The organism is Paraburkholderia sp. BR14320, assembly GCF_040948665.1.
GTDB lineage: Bacteria > Pseudomonadota > Gammaproteobacteria > Burkholderiales > Burkholderiaceae > Paraburkholderia > Paraburkholderia youngii.
Window position 1 is genome coordinate 1 of record NZ_JBFPKG010000003.1, and the last position, 13077, is coordinate 13077.

Annotated in this window: 14 protein-coding genes; 9 read left to right on the plus strand and 5 right to left on the minus strand. The window is 63.2% G+C overall.

The genetic code is table 11. The features are described from left to right. Positions 1-157: 157 nt before the first annotated feature. The 5 genes from pqqB (at position 158) to AB3X89_RS04165 (ending at position 4096) form a co-directional block, all read left to right on the plus strand. Positions 158-1072 (plus strand): pyrroloquinoline quinone biosynthesis protein PqqB, encoded by a 915-nt coding sequence (pqqB, locus tag AB3X89_RS04145; RefSeq protein ID WP_368581966.1) that lies wholly within the window; start codon positions 158-160, stop codon positions 1070-1072. A gap of 76 nt (positions 1073-1148) precedes the next feature. Then, the gene (gene pqqC / locus AB3X89_RS04150; protein ID WP_368582216.1) at positions 1149-1907 is read left to right on the plus strand and encodes a pyrroloquinoline-quinone synthase PqqC; all 759 of its coding nucleotides are present in this window, start codon (positions 1149-1151) and stop codon (positions 1905-1907) included. After that, entirely contained in the window at positions 1904-2182 is a 279-nt protein-coding gene (gene pqqD, locus AB3X89_RS04155; protein WP_368581967.1) for a pyrroloquinoline quinone biosynthesis peptide chaperone PqqD, read from the plus strand. The genes pqqC and pqqD overlap by 4 nt, the downstream gene beginning before the upstream one ends. 4 nt (positions 2183-2186) lie before the next feature. Further along, positions 2187-3437, plus strand: a complete 1251-nt coding sequence (pqqE, locus tag AB3X89_RS04160) for a pyrroloquinoline quinone biosynthesis protein PqqE (protein ID WP_368581968.1) — start codon at positions 2187-2189, stop codon at positions 3435-3437. Next, a complete protein-coding gene (locus tag AB3X89_RS04165) occupies positions 3434-4096 on the plus strand; it encodes a response regulator transcription factor (protein WP_013091038.1) in 663 nt (220 codons plus the stop codon). Before pqqE ends, AB3X89_RS04165 begins: the two co-directional genes overlap by 4 nt. Here the strand turns inward: AB3X89_RS04165 and AB3X89_RS04170 are convergent. Further along, on the minus strand, positions 4066-5064 hold the full coding sequence (locus tag AB3X89_RS04170) for a histidine kinase (RefSeq protein WP_368581969.1): 999 nt from the start codon (positions 5062-5064) through the stop codon (positions 4066-4068). The two genes, AB3X89_RS04165 and AB3X89_RS04170, sit on opposite strands and share 31 nt — an antisense overlap. 179 nt (positions 5065-5243) lie before the next feature. Here AB3X89_RS04170 and AB3X89_RS04175 point away from each other — a divergent pair, with 179 nt between their 5' ends. Continuing rightward, a complete protein-coding gene (locus tag AB3X89_RS04175) occupies positions 5244-7625 on the plus strand; it encodes a TonB-dependent receptor (RefSeq protein WP_368581970.1) in 2382 nt (793 codons plus the stop codon). Positions 7626-7837: 212 nt separating this feature from the next. Here AB3X89_RS04175 and AB3X89_RS04180 read toward each other — a convergent pair whose 3' ends face one another. The 4 genes from AB3X89_RS04180 to AB3X89_RS04195 all read right to left on the minus strand — a co-directional run bounded on the left by AB3X89_RS04180 (position 7838) and on the right by AB3X89_RS04195 (position 10798). Then, entirely contained in the window at positions 7838-8338 is a 501-nt protein-coding gene (locus AB3X89_RS04180) for a lysozyme inhibitor LprI family protein (protein ID WP_368581971.1), read from the minus strand. Beyond that, a complete protein-coding gene (locus AB3X89_RS04185) occupies positions 8322-8885 on the minus strand; it encodes a lysozyme (protein WP_368581972.1) in 564 nt (187 codons plus the stop codon). Before AB3X89_RS04185 ends, AB3X89_RS04180 begins: the two co-directional genes overlap by 17 nt. Before the next feature lie 39 nt (positions 8886-8924). Further along, on the minus strand, positions 8925-9350 hold the full coding sequence (locus tag AB3X89_RS04190; RefSeq protein ID WP_368581973.1) for a hypothetical protein: 426 nt from the start codon (positions 9348-9350) through the stop codon (positions 8925-8927). A gap of 320 nt (positions 9351-9670) precedes the next feature. Beyond that, entirely contained in the window at positions 9671-10798 is a 1128-nt protein-coding gene (locus tag AB3X89_RS04195) for a beta-propeller fold lactonase family protein (protein ID WP_368581974.1), read from the minus strand. 179 nt (positions 10799-10977) lie between these two features. Between AB3X89_RS04195 and AB3X89_RS04200 the strand changes: the two genes are divergently transcribed. The 3 genes from AB3X89_RS04200 to AB3X89_RS04210 are packed head-to-tail and all read left to right on the plus strand — an operon-like array spanning position 10978 to position 13012. Then, on the plus strand, positions 10978-11769 hold the full coding sequence (locus AB3X89_RS04200; protein WP_368581975.1) for an energy transducer TonB: 792 nt from the start codon (positions 10978-10980) through the stop codon (positions 11767-11769). A 59-nt stretch (positions 11770-11828) separates the two neighbouring features. Continuing rightward, a complete protein-coding gene (locus AB3X89_RS04205) occupies positions 11829-12599 on the plus strand; it encodes a MotA/TolQ/ExbB proton channel family protein (RefSeq protein ID WP_368581976.1) in 771 nt (256 codons plus the stop codon). Continuing rightward, on the plus strand, positions 12590-13012 hold the full coding sequence (locus AB3X89_RS04210; protein WP_368581977.1) for an ExbD/TolR family protein: 423 nt from the start codon (positions 12590-12592) through the stop codon (positions 13010-13012). Before AB3X89_RS04205 ends, AB3X89_RS04210 begins: the two co-directional genes overlap by 10 nt. The last annotated feature ends 65 nt before the right edge of the window (positions 13013-13077 follow it).

Sequence of the window (13077 nt, forward strand, 5' to 3'; positions counted from 1 at the left end):
GGCTGTCGCGCGCGGTGCCGTCGGTACGCGTCGAGTCCGTGAGCGCGGCGGGCCATCTGACGAGCGACCCCGCGCTGCATGCGCGTGTCGCGCAGGTGCTCGCCGAGATGTTCATTCCCACCATCGACGAGGAGCGCAGCAGCATGCGTCACGCGGCATGAAGATCAAGGTACTCGGCTCGTCGGCGGGCGGCGGTTTTCCGCAGTGGAACTGCAATTGCCGCAATTGCGACGGCGTGCGTCGCGGCACGGTGAAGGCGACGCGCCGCACGCAGTCGTCGATCGCGGTCAGCGCGAACGGCGAGGACTGGCTGCTCGTCAATGCGTCGCCCGATCTGCTCGCGCAGATCGCCGCGCATCCCGAGCTTCAGCCAGCGCGGCGCGCGCGCGACAGCGGCATTGCCGCGGTGCTCGTGATCGACGCGCAGATCGACCACGTGACCGGCCTGCTGACGCTGCGCGAACGCGACACGCCGCTGCCGCTGTACGCGACCGATGCGGTCTGGCAAGACCTGCGCTCAGGCTTTCCGGTCGCGCCGATCCTGTCGCACTACTGCGGTGTCGAGCATCGCCGGATCGCGCTAGACGGCGCGCCGCTCGCCGTCGACGCATTGCCCGGCATCCGCATCGACGCGCTGCCGCTATCGAGCAAGGCGCCGCCGTACTCGCCGCATCGCGAGGCGCCCGAGCGCGGCGACAACATCGGGCTCGTGCTGACGAACCTGCAATCGGGCCAGCGCGTGTTCTACGCGCCGGGGCTCGGCGCGATCGAGCCGCACGTGCTCGCGGCGATGCGCGAGGCCGATCTGCTGCTCGTCGACGGCACGCTGTGGACCGGCGACGAAATGATCCGCCTCGGCCTGTCGAAGAAGACCTCGGCGGATATGGGCCATCTGCCGCAAAGCGGCGCGGGCGGCATGATCGAAACACTCGATTCGCTCGGTGCGAAGCGCAAAGTGCTGATCCATATCAACAACACGAATCCGATCCTGATCGAAGACGGCCCCGAGCGGCGCATGCTAGGCGAGCATGGAATCGAGGTCGCGTACGACGGAATGAGCTTCGAGCTTTGAAGTGCGCAGTAAAGAGTGCGGAGAGATGAGGTAGCCAGGCGCGGCTGTGAACGACGATAAAACGGAGACGGACGGCATGAACGCGAAAGACATTCAGGACACGACACCGACACGCGACGCAAGCGCAGCGGGAACCCAGGTCGTCGACCGACCCGCCTGGAGCCGTGAGGAATTCGAAGCGCAATTGCGCGCGAAGGGCACCGCCTATCACATCCACCATCCGTTCAACGTGAAGATGAATAGCGGCGGCTGCTCGCGCGAGCAGATTCGCGGCTGGGTCGCGAACCGCTTCTACTATCAGATCAACATTCCGCTCAAGGATGCGGCCGTGCTGTCGAACTGTCCGGACCGCGCGACGCGCCGCCGCTGGGTGCTGCGTATTCTCGATCACGACGGCTACGAAGGCGCGGAAGGCGGCATCGAAACCTGGGCGCGTCTCGCCGATGCGGTCGGTCTCACGCGCGACGAATTGTGGTCGCTCGAACACGTGACGCCGGGCGTGCGCTTCGCCGTCGATGCCTATGTGAATTTCGCGCGCCGTGCGCCGTGGCAGGAAGCGGTGTGCTCGTCGCTGACCGAGATGTTCGCGCCGCAGGTGCATCGCGACCGGCTCGCAAGCTGGCCCGAGCACTATCCGTGGATCGAGCCCGAGGGCCTCGCGTACTTCCGCTCGCGCATTTCGCTAGCGCAGCGTGACGTGCAGCACGGACTCGAAGTCACGCTCGCCCATTTCACGCGACGTGATCAGCAGGAACGCGCGCTCGAAATCCTGCAGTTCAAGCTCGACATTCTGTGGACCATGCTCGACTCGATCGAGAAGGCGTTTCCGCAATGAACGACACCACACGCGCCGACCCCGCCACGCCGCTCGCGATCGCGAAGCCATTCCGCCTGCAATGGGAGCCCGCGCAGAACGCGCACGTGCTGCTGTATCCGGAGGGCATGGTGAAACTCAACCAAAGCGCCGGAGAAATCCTCAAGCGCTGCGACGGCACACGCGACATCGATACGCTGATCGCCGAGCTCGAACAGGCGTTCAACGCGACCGGCATCGGCAACGAGGTGCGGGCTTTCATCGCCGACGCGCATGGGCGCGGCTGGCTGGAGTAGCGCGATGACCGATCTTTCTCAACCCGGTTCTCAACCCGGTTCTCAACCCGGCGCGCAACCGCAAAGCAGCGCGGCCGCCGCGGTACCGCCGCCGCTGTGGCTGCTCGCGGAGCTGACCTATCGCTGTCCGCTGCATTGCGCGTTCTGCTACAACCCGCTCGACTACACCGATCACAACCGCGAACTGACCACCGGCCAATGGCTCGACGTGCTGCGCGAGGCGCGCGCGCTCGGCGCGGTGCAGCTCGGCTTTTCCGGTGGCGAGCCGCTGGTGCGCGACGACGTCGAAGTGCTGGTCGAAGAAGCGCACAGGCTCGGCTTCTACACGAACCTGATCACGTCGGGCGTCGGTCTCACCGATCAGCGCCTCGGCGATCTGAAGGCGGCCGGGCTCGATCACATCCAGTTATCGTTCCAGGACTCGACGCAGCAGCTGAATGACTTCCTCAGCAGCACGCGCACGTTCGAGCTGAAGCAGCGTGTCGCCGCCGCGCTCAAACGGCACGGCTTTCCGATGGTGATGAACTGCGTGCTGCATCGCTACAACCTGCCGCACGTCGACAAGATCATCGAGATGGCGTTGGCTCTCGGCGCCGAATATCTGGAGCTGGCGAACACGCAGTACTACGGCTGGGCGCGCGAGAACCAGGCGCAACTGATGCCGACGCGCGAGCAGCTCGAAGAAGCCGAAGCGGTGGTCGCGCGCTATCGCCAGACTCATGGCGAGCGCTGCAAGATCTTCTTCGTCGTGCCCGACTACTTCGAGCGGCGCCCGAAGCGCTGCATGAACGGCTGGGGCGCGGTGTTCCTCGGCGTCGCGCCCGACGGCGCCGCGCTACCGTGTCACGCGGCGCGCGGCCTGCCCGGCCTGACGCTGCCGAACGTGAAGGACATGCCGTTGCGCGAGATCTGGTACGACAGCGACGCATTCAATCGCTTTCGCGGTTTGCAGTGGATGAAGGAGCCGTGCCGCAGCTGCGACGAAAAGGAACACGACCTCGGCGGCTGCCGCTGCCAGGCCTACCTGCTGACCGGCGATGCGGCCAACGCCGACCCTGTCTGCGACAAATCGCCGTTTCACGAGAACGTGGTCAAGATCGTGCGGCAGGCGGCGTCGGAATCCGCGGCGACAGCAGCCGCCCGCGAACAGCCGATCCTGTTTCGCAACGACGCCAACTCGCGCAAGCTCGCGGCGGCTGCCCGCGACCTCGACGCCGCCGGCGACAACCGAGCATCACCCGGAGCCCAATCATGAGTGCCGACACCATCTCCGTTCTGCTCGTCGACGATCATGCGGTCGTGCGCGAAGGCTACCGGCGTCTGCTCGAACTGAACGACGACGTCGAGGTGTGCGGCGAAGCGGCCGACGCCGCGCAGGCCTACCAGCGTTTTTGCGCGCTGCGGCCCGATGTGGTCGTGATGGACGTGTCGCTGCCGGGCGCGAGCGGCATCGAAGCGATGCGGCGCATGCTCGCGCGCGAGCCGGATGCGCGCGTGCTGATCTTCAGCGTGCACGAGGAATCGATTTTCGTGCGGCGCGCGCTCGACGCAGGCGCGCTCGGCTACGTGACCAAGGCGAGCGCGCCCGACGTGCTGGTCGAAGCGGTGCGCTCGATCGCCCGGCGCGCCGGCTATCTGAGCCCGGACATCTCGCAGGCGCTCGCGCTGCGCACCGCATTCAACGAAGGGCCGCCGGGGCGTCAGTTGTCCGCGCGCGAGTTCGAGGTGCTGCGGCTGCTCGTGCAGGGCTATACGCTGCCGAGCATCGCCGAAAAGCTCGGCTTGAGTCAGAAGACGGTGGCCAACCATCAATCGGTGATCCGGCAGAAGTTCGGCGCCGACAACGGCGTGCAGCTCGCGCAGATGGCAAGCCGCCTCGGGCTTCAGTTCACGGGCTCGGCCAGCCCCGCTTGAGCGGATACGCGCGCGCAGAACAGAAAACCGCGCTGCGGCTCGCTGGCGACGTGAAACTCGCCGCCGAGCGCCTCGACGCGCTCGCGCATGCCGATCAACCCGAGCCCGCTGCGCGGCTTCGTCAGATCGGTGCCGGGGCCGTCGTCGGCCATCGTGACGACGATCTCGTCGATCTGCGTGCCGTTGTCTTCGCGCGGCGCACGCACCAGGAACAGTTCGACGCGCGAGCGGCGCGCGAACTTCGACACGTTCGTGAGTCCTTCCTGCACGAGCCGGTACAGCGTGATCGTCAACGCATCGCTGAGGCCGCTGAAGTCCCCTTCGATCGTCACCGAGAACGACGCCTCGGGCAAACGCTCGCGCCAGCCGTCGACGCAATGTTCGAGCGCGGTCGGCAAGCCGAATTCGTCGAGGCCGATCGGCCGCAGGCGGCGAATCATGCCGCCGATCTCGCGGTACACATGCGTCGCGCTCTGTATCAGCCCGAGCGCGATGCGATGAATCTCCGGCTCGCGCTCGCCCGATAGATCGCGGATGCGCGCCGCGTCGAGCGACATCGCGTTCAGGTATTGACCCAGCTCGTCGTGCAGCTCGCGCGCCATATGGCGGCGCTCGCGTTCCTGCGCCTGCAGCGCCTGACTGGCGAGGCGCCGGTTGTCGGCGAGCAGTTGTTCGGCCTGTTCCTCGAGCATGCGGCGATGGCGCGCTTCGCGGCGCGCATCGCTATAGCGGCGCCACGCGAACCACGCGAGCGCGATCGACAGCACGAACAGCGTGCCCGGCAACTCGTCGAGCTGGAAGCGCTCCATGCCGCGCGTGAAGCGGTAGATCTTCTCGCTCAGATCGAAGGCGGCGCCGAGCGCCGCAGCTAGCGCGGTCACGGCGACGACCCAGCCGAGGTCGCGCCATATCGGTGACGATGGCGGCGGGCGGCCAGCAGAGGAGGAATGGATCGGTTCGCCTGACATGACGCTTGCATTCTACTCAGCGACGGCACGCGCAGCGGGTTTCGCGCGAGTTTGGGAACGCTTCCCCGGCAGATCGGGAAAAGCTCCCGCGCGGCTTACAGACGCGTATGCGAAGCTTTACACCAACGTCGAACAACGCGCGACACGCGCGCATAACAAGCCGGCAGGAGACAACAACGATGAGCATGCGATCTCAAGCACGCCGCAAACGCCGGCTTCAGCGGCGCGCCGGCATCACGTTCTGCATCGGCGGAGCGCTCGCCGGTTTGTCCACGAGTGTATGGGCGCAAGCGCAAGCCGAGCCGCCGGTCGCGGCGTCGGCGCCGGCTTCGGCGTCTTCCGCTGCCCCTTCCAAGGTGCCCGACGACAACGCCAACAACAACACGACGCCCACCACGACCCTCGCGCCGATCGTCGTCGTGGGCACCACGCCATTGCTCGGCATCGGCACGCCGCTTACGCAGGTGCCGGCCAACGTGCAGACCGTACACGCGGCCGATATTCAACGGCAGGGACGCCAGACGCTCACCGATTTCCTCGCGGCGAATCTGCCTAGCGTCACGATCTCCGACGCGCAGGGCAATCCGTATCAGATGAACCTGTTCTATCGCGGCTTCACCGCATCGCCGCTGCTGGGCACGCCGCAGGGCTTGTCGGTATTCGTCGACGGCGTGCGGGTGAACGAGCCGTTCGGCGACGTCGTGAACTGGGACCTGATACCGCAACAGGCGATCGACACGATGCAGCTGATCCCCGGCTCCAATCCGACCTTCGGCTTCAACACGCTCGGCGGCGCGCTAGCGATCACGACGAAAAACGGCAAGGACAATCCGGTCGGCGAAGCCGAAATCCAGGGCGGCTCGTGGGGACGCAAGGCCGCGCAGATCGAACAGGGCGGCACGATCGGCCAGAACCTCGACTACTACTTCACCGCCAACGCCGCGAACGATAACGGCTGGGCCGAGCAGAACGAAAGCCGCATCCGTCAGGCGTTCGGCAAGCTGCGCTATACCGACGCTGACACCACGCTGTCGTTGTCGGCCGGTGGCGCGGACAACGATCTGCACGGCGTGCAAACCCTTCCGCGCTCGTTCCTCAACAACCCGAAGCAACCGTATACGTATCCCGACCGGAATCAGAATAGCGTCGGCTACCTGACGCTGTCGGGCGATCATTACTTCAACGACAACGTCGAGCTGAGCGGCAACGCGTACTACCGGCACTTTCGCAATGCCAACACCAGCAGTAACGTCAACGAGAACTTCGGCGAGATCGGGGACGACGGCGCTGTCGATACGTTGCAGGCGACCAACCTGCAATCGACCGTGACGACCGACAGCTACGGTGCGAGCTTGCAACTGACGCTGCTCGGCAAACTCGGCGGCATGAAGAACCAGTTCATCGCGGGCATGGCCGTCGATGCCGCCAATTCGCACTTCACGCAGGCGTCGCAAGACGCGATGTTCACCGATTCGCGCGCGACGGTCGGCATCGGCAATTTCGAACCGCAGACCAACGCGAACACGCACAACACGAACTACGGCATCTACCTGACGGACACGCTGTCGCTGACGCCGCAGTGGTCGCTGACGCTGTCGGGCCGCTACAACTGGGCCGATGCGACGATCGGCGACGAATCCGGCACGCAGCCGCAGCTCAACGGCCACCATACGTTCTCGCGCTTCAATCCGGCGGTCGGCATCAATTGGAATCCGACGCCGGCCTTCACCGCCTATGCGACCTACAACGAGGGCATGCGCTCGCCGACCGCGATCGAGCTGGCCTGCGCCGATCCGAACGCGCCATGTTCTCTGCCGAACGACTTCGTCTCCGATCCGCCGTTGCAGCCGGTCATTTCGAAGACCTATGAAGTCGGGGCGCGCGGCAGGATCGGCGGCAACACGACATGGAGCGCCGCCGCTTACAGCACGACGCTCGACAACGACATCCAGTTCATCAGCAGCAACGGCGCGGGCAGTTCGCAGGGCTTCTTTCAGAACGTCGGGCGCACGCGCCGGCAAGGGGTCGAACTGGCCGGGCAGACGAAATACGGACCGCTCACCGTGACCGGCAGCTATAGCTACGTCAACGCGACCTATCAGTCGACATGGGTCGAAAGCAGCCGCAGCAATTCGAGCGCCGACGCGAACGGCAACATCACCGTGCATCCGGGCGACCACATCCCGAGCATTCCGGCGACGACCGTCAAACTGCGGCTCGATTACGCGGCCACCTCGAAATGGCGAATCGGCACGAACCTGACGTGGCGCGGCAGTATCTACGCGCATGGCGACGAAAACAACCAGGATGTGAACGGCAAGATCTCGGGCTATCTGCTGATCGATATGGACACCTCGTATCAGGTGACGAAACAGTTGCAGGTGTTCGCATCGGTGTCGAACCTGCTCGATAAGCGCTATGCGAGCTTCGGCGCGCTGGGGGCGAACTTCTTTACTGGGCCGGGGAATACGTTTAACGGCGCTAATCCGGTCAACGAGCAGTTCGTCGGGCCGGGGGCGCCGAGGGGGTTTTGGGTGGGGATGAGATATGGGTGGAAGTAGTGGTGACTGGCGTGGTGCGAAGGGGTGGCTTCGGTCTTGCGGTCGCCTGACGGTTCTGCACGAGCGCAATGCCGGCAAAGCGGCGCGGACCAGTCGTCTTCGCTATAAAGCAACCAGGTCGCCTGCGACATAATGAAAAGCAGAAAAAGCATACTAGTGTCGCGCATCATCAATTCCATTTCAAATAGCTTCGCCGAAACGGGACTGCTTTTTTAGTGAACACTCCAATCCTTCAGCAATTTAGCTAACTCGTTTGCGCGCGTTTGCGTAATGTCAGTCATACATCCCCAAAAATATATATCGCGCTCTGCCGCCTCGCCCATCATATATGTTTCTGCATAACATTGACTGTCACGAAACTTCGCCCACGAAACTTGCGCCGAAATGAAATATGGCATCGCCAATGGTTTCTCATCATAGGTTTTTAAAAAATTATCGCCCTGCTCAAATCGCGCCGTAACAACTTTAAGCTTCTCATCCAGCCGCACCTTTGCACGCTCAAATTCCCGGTGTTGGCATTGAGCTAGATCATCATTCGTCGCGTGCTCTCCGCTCTTGCACAAACGATCAATTTCCTTTTCCGAGTGGCCGGAGAAATAGGTCGCCGATGATTGGATCTGCCTGTAGTCGAACTCCCCCGAATAAACGGTGGCCGCTATCGAGAAGATCGGCCAGAATGCAATCGCCGCGATAAGTTTAGTGTGATGAGTCATAGATCCCTGCCTCGAACATTTCTGCCTCACGGTGACGACGCCTGAGCAAGCCCTTAACTAAGCGACCCTGATGGTCATGGCTGTAAGTTCTCATCTTGTCGCCAACCTTGTCATAATCACCAGTGTTCACGAAATCGAGGAGGTTGGCGCCATGACCTTGTAAATTGTATATAAAACACACTAGGGCGTCGTACTCGTACTGGTGCAAAGGGACCTTGATCGCGCTATTGACAATGCGTTCAGCCTTTTCGACATCAGCGCGGAGCATTTTATCGGCATCGGCCTCCGCAATTCCATGCAAAAATGGCTTCTCAGATATTGCTCCTGATATCGGCCCCATATGAACAAGGTGTCCATAACCGATAGTCGCATTGCCTTTTCCGCTTCCATCCTTGTCATATATGACCGCACTGAATTTCTCCCAGCCCTTCAGAAATTCAATACCCCCGGCCGATAACTTCCATGGCTTGCAGTAGCGTGTCACATAGACATTCACGTTTGAATTAGCGTTTGTATTGGTCACGCATTCGTGCAGCGGATAAGTCATTTTTACCCCGTTTTATGAGTTACCTTGATAGACAAATTGTTACGCTGACTGGCGATGTCCAAGATAGATTCGCACCGCTTGCGCGCCGTCTGTCTTGTGCCGCTGTGTACGTCCCGCGTGATCGGTAACCCCATGCTTCAACTCGCCCGAGGGAAATCGGACCGTATAGAGAGTATCGGAAAGCGCGCGCCCGTTCGGGTCCCGAAGCGTGAACTGTTCATCGAAACGCTTCTTTGATCGTTCGCGACAATTGCACGCCCATGCAACGCCCAGTGCTTCGGCCATGGCATAACCGGTTTTCAGCTTACGAACTCTCTCAAACGGAAAGAACTCCCCGGTTTCCATGTTCAAGGCCTGGGCGGACGGCATCGGCGGGAACTTGGAATAAATAGAAAAGATAATGCTGCAAACTCCGCATTCTTCCTCGGCATTCGTCCCACTGCTTTGCTGCATCTGTTGATCCACTGTACTCCTCATGAGTTCTCTAGCGTTGCTACGAGAATTAACCATCGAAACGGACCGCGGTCAACGGTTTTAATTCGGGATAAGCCCGCTTTTACAAGAATTGACGCTATTGGTTTCGGATAACTCATTTCTGTTGCATATTTCTGCTGGTGCGAAATCGGGATTAGGCTAGACGGAGACTTGCATCCCCGAGCTATTGAGCATGCTCGAACACACATAAAAAAGGCCGCCCTTGTCAGGCGGCCTTTTTGTGCTTCTTCTCGTACAGCGGTACAAGACGGGAAAAAGCTAACACCAACTCAGCAAAGCCAGCATGTCACTCAATGCGATTCGATCGACCCATCGCTATGCGGATACGTGACGATGCCCCACGCGAGCGGCAGTTCACCGATCTGCTTGAGCGGCTGATAGCTCTTCGCGTCGAGCACGTACACCGCGTCGGAGCGCCCACACGCGACCATCAGCTTCGAGCCGTCCGGCGTGAAGCTGAAATGCCAGCAGCGCTGGCCGACCGGCACATCGGCGACATGTTCGAAGGTGTGGCCGTCGAACACCTGCACGACCTTGTCGCGCGCGGCGGCCACGAAAAGCCGCTCACCGTTCGGTCCGAACGCGACCCCATAGGGACCAAGCTTCGTATCGACCGTCTTGACTACCTCGAATGTGTGCGCGTCGATCACGACGAGCTTGCTGAGCGACTCCAGCGTGACCACATAGTGCTTGCCATCGGGCGACAACCGGATGCCGCGCGGCCGGCCGCCCGCCGCGAGCTTCACGGTTCTGATCGGCGCGCCGGTTCGTGCGTGATAGATCGACACGGTATCGTCGCCTTCGTTGGTGACCAGCATCATCTGACCATCGCGCGAGAATTCGATGCCTTCAGTTTCGTGGCCGCTCGTGACCGAGCGGATCACCTGCCAGTTCTTCATATCGATGATCGCGATTTCAGCGGGCGGCTTGTTCGCGTCGTCGTCGTCCGCGCCGGGTTTGCCGCCCGCGTTCGCTTCGGGCTTGTTGTCCCCTTTCGCGTCGGGTTTGCCTTCCGGTTTGGCTCCCGGCGGCCCGCCGTCCTCGCCGGGCTCGTAGGTCACGTACGCGTAGCCGTTGCGCACCCGCACATATTCAGGGTTTTTGCCGATCTTCACGCGCTTGACGACCTTGCCGGTAGCGGTGTCGATCACCGCGAGATCGTTGGTGTTCTTGTTGGCGACCAACAGACGCGTGCCGTCGGCGTTCAGGCTCAGCCCGCGCGGGCCGTCCGCGCCGACCGGAAAGGTCTGCGCAAGCGTCATCTGGTCGAGATCGATCACGCCGACGCCGGCCTTCTCGCTCGTCACGTAGGCGAGCGGCGCGGCCGCGGCATGCGCGGCGCTCGCGGCCAGCACGAGCGCGCAAGCCAGCGCGAGGCAACGGCGTGGCGGTCGGGGGGAAATCCGTGTCTCCAGCATCGTTGTACTCCAGGTTGATATGGCAGCACCGCGATGGTTCGCGTCATCGTTTCAAGGTAGCCCACCGGGTGATTGTTTGACAACGCGGATCGGCGGGAGATTTTCCCGAATTGCTTCGCGCCGGCCGTCGCGGGTTTGAAAAGCGGGGCCCGCGGAGGACAATGACCGCGGAGGTGACGATGATGCTGCAAGTTGCCGTGGTGCACCCAGCAAGCTCTGCGAATCCCGCGGCCGGCTACCGTCGCGCGGCGATCGTGCTGGGCGCCGTGATCGTCGCGCATCTGCTGCTGCTCGTCATCGCGTTGAGCGCACGCAAGCCGATCGTCGAGCGTCCGGTCGAGCCACGCACGATCACCGCGTTGCTGCTGAGCCCCGAGCCTCCCGCTCCGGTTGTTTCACAACCCGCGCCGCCCCCGCCCGCCGCTGTCGTCCCCCCGGCGCCCACGCCGCCCGTCATGCATCCCGCCGTGCACGCCAAACCAGCGCCGCAGCCGCGCGCGCAGGTGCCGCACAGTGTGGAAAAGCCTGTGCCGGCACCGTCTCCGACACGCGAAAGCACCACGCAGCCCGTCACGCAAACCGCCGCGCCATCGGCGGCACCGCAGGCCGCCGTGCCCACCACGCCAACGGCCGCCGCGCCGTCGACCGCATCCGCTCCCGCCGCTCATCCGGCGGCGCCCGCGTCGACCGAGCCGCGCAACGTGTCGCATGTCGACTGCTCGATTCCGAAGCCCGACTATCCCGATGTCGCGAAGCGACGCGGCGAGCATGGCACGGCGATCGTGCGCTTCGTCGTCGGGCTGACTGGGCATATCGAAACGGCGCAGCTGCAAACCAGCAGCGGCTCCACCCGGCTCGACGACGCGGCGCTCGCGGCCGTGCATGCGGGCGCCTGCCAGCCGTACACCGAAAACGGCACGCCGATGCGCGCCGCGTACTCGCAGTCGTTCGTATTCGGACTGACCGAGTGACCGACCCGACGTAACCGAACCGCCAGACAGACCACCGACACCAACCGAAGGAACTCGCCATGCAACATTACGGACTCGCAAACGTATGGGATTCGGGTGATTTCGTCACGCGCGGCATTCTGTGCGTGCTCGTGATCATGTCGGTGCTGTCGTGGACGGTGATCATCGTGAAGCTGTGGCAGGTGGTCCGCCTCAGGCGCGTGACCAGCCAGAGCGACGCGCGCTTCTGGAGCGCGGACCGCTTCGACGACGGGCTGCACGCGCTCGGCTATCCGGATTCGCACGCGCACGACAACCCGCTGCTCGCGCTCGCGCTGGCGGGCCATGAAGCGGCGACGCATCATCGGCAGACGCAGCAGCAGTTGCACGACCGCATAGACGTGTCGGACTGGATCACACGGCGTCTGCAGGACACGATGGACGAAACGATCGCACGTCTGCAAAGCGGCCTCGCGATCCTTGCTTCGATCGGCAGCACCGCGCCTTTCGTCGGGCTGTTCGGCACCGTATGGGGCATCTACCATGCGCTGATCGTGATCGGCGAGACCGGTCAGACGTCGATCGATCATGTTGCCGGCCCGGTCGGCGAGTCGCTGATCATGACCGCGTTCGGACTCTTCGTCGCGATACCGGCCGTGCTCGGCTACAACGGCCTGACGCGCGCGAACCGCTCGATCGTCGCGCGCCTGAAGCGTTTCGCGCACGGCTTGCATGCGTACTTCGTGACCGGTGCGCAATTGCCGTCGAGCGCCGGGCCGCAGATGCGCGTGGTGCCGCGCGGCACCAACGCGACGAACGCAACCCGCGACGGAGACCTCGAATGGCAATGAGCCCCTTCTCCGACGACGACGATCAAGCTCTGATGAACGAGATCAACATGACGCCGCTCGTCGATGTAATGCTGGTCCTGCTGATCATTTTTCTCGTCACCATTCCGGCGCTGCAGCACGCGGTCAGGATCGATCTGCCGCATGCGAGCAGCCAGCCGGAAGCGGTCAAGCCCGCGCATGTGGATGTCGCGGTACAAGCGGACGGCACGGTTCTGTGGGACGGTCAGCCCGTGACCGACGACGGCCTGCGCGCGCGCATCGCGCAGGCCGCCGTCGCGACGCCGCAGCCGGAGCTGCATTTGCGCGCGGATCGCAAGGTGCCGTACGAGCGGGTCGCGATCGTGATGTCGGCGGCGCAAAGCGGCGGGTTGACGAAGCTCGGCTTCGTGACCGATCCGCAGTTGGGCAAATGACCTGTTGCTGCGCGCATGTTGCGGCGTGCTTGCCAGCACATAATGCAACGCTTATCGACGGCGAA

Bases quoted from the DNA above. Each gene is read 5' to 3' on its own strand.
- pqqB (WP_368581966.1), top strand. From the start codon at position 158: ATGAAGATCAAGGTACTCGGCTCGTCGGCGGGCGGCGGTTTTCCGCAG.
- pqqC (WP_368582216.1), top strand. From the start codon at position 1,149: ATGAACGCGAAAGACATTCAGGACACGACACCGACACGCGACGCAAGC.
- pqqD (WP_368581967.1), top strand. From the start codon at position 1,904: ATGAACGACACCACACGCGCCGACCCCGCCACGCCGCTCGCGATCGCG.
- pqqE (WP_368581968.1), top strand. From the start codon at position 2,187: ATGACCGATCTTTCTCAACCCGGTTCTCAACCCGGTTCTCAACCCGGC.
- AB3X89_RS04165 (WP_013091038.1), top strand. From the start codon at position 3,434: ATGAGTGCCGACACCATCTCCGTTCTGCTCGTCGACGATCATGCGGTC.
- AB3X89_RS04170 (WP_368581969.1), bottom strand. From the start codon at position 5,064: ATGTCAGGCGAACCGATCCATTCCTCCTCTGCTGGCCGCCCGCCGCCA.
- AB3X89_RS04175 (WP_368581970.1), top strand. From the start codon at position 5,244: ATGAGCATGCGATCTCAAGCACGCCGCAAACGCCGGCTTCAGCGGCGC.
- AB3X89_RS04180 (WP_368581971.1), bottom strand. From the start codon at position 8,338: ATGACTCATCACACTAAACTTATCGCGGCGATTGCATTCTGGCCGATC.
- AB3X89_RS04185 (WP_368581972.1), bottom strand. From the start codon at position 8,885: ATGACTTATCCGCTGCACGAATGCGTGACCAATACAAACGCTAATTCA.
- AB3X89_RS04195 (WP_368581974.1), bottom strand. From the start codon at position 10,798: ATGCTGGAGACACGGATTTCCCCCCGACCGCCACGCCGTTGCCTCGCG.
- AB3X89_RS04200 (WP_368581975.1), top strand. From the start codon at position 10,978: ATGATGCTGCAAGTTGCCGTGGTGCACCCAGCAAGCTCTGCGAATCCC.
- AB3X89_RS04205 (WP_368581976.1), top strand. From the start codon at position 11,829: ATGCAACATTACGGACTCGCAAACGTATGGGATTCGGGTGATTTCGTC.
- AB3X89_RS04210 (WP_368581977.1), top strand. From the start codon at position 12,590: ATGGCAATGAGCCCCTTCTCCGACGACGACGATCAAGCTCTGATGAAC.